Origin of the sequence: Flectobacillus sp. BAB-3569 (assembly GCF_002270355.1) — a bacterium.
GTDB classification, from domain to species: domain Bacteria; phylum Bacteroidota; class Bacteroidia; order Cytophagales; family Spirosomataceae; genus Flectobacillus; species Flectobacillus roseus.
This window is the reverse complement of the sequence record NZ_NJFZ01000062.1, coordinates 1-560: the sequence shown is the minus strand read 5'-3', so window position 1 is coordinate 560 and position 560 is coordinate 1. Positions and strand designations below refer to the sequence as shown.

Annotated in this window: 1 pseudogene; it reads left to right on the top strand. The window is 37.6% G+C overall.

Annotated elements, in window-relative coordinates:
* Positions 1–498: pseudogene (locus BWI92_RS27565) on the top strand (RNA-binding protein); the annotation flags it as partial.
* Positions 499–560 lie beyond the last annotated feature (62 nt).

The window sequence follows — 560 nt, the reverse complement described above, 5'->3', positions numbered from 1 at the left end:
TTGGATGGATTTAGCACTAGCTGGAGAATTTATGCCAGTAACTTTCTTGAAAAMCMAAACGGTAAGCTCACTTCGGCACAAGAAACTGGAATAGAGTCTTATAAAGGCTGGTGGAATAGCCTTTGCGGAGGTGACTTTGATAATGGTGATATGGATTATATAGCAGGTAACTTAGGATTAAACTCCTTGAATCGCGCTTCTGATTCCAATCCTATTACGGTTTATGCAAAAGATTTTAATAACGATGGACATTATGATGCTATTCCTACGGTATTTTACAAAGATTTGGATGGCGTGCGTAAGGAATTTCCATTTAATACTCGTGATGATTTAGCCAAGCAGTTTATCCAAACTCGTCAACGTTTTGATTCGTATGCGAAATATGCCAAAGCTACCATCAATGAAGTATTAAAACCTGAAGAGTTGAAAGATGCCATTATCCTAAAGGCCAATTGGATGAAAACTAGTTATCTCGAAAACCAAGGAAATGGTAAGTAGCCGTATAAATTCTTGGCTCTATCATGATAGCGTATCCAAACGTCGTTTTTTGTCCTAATGCT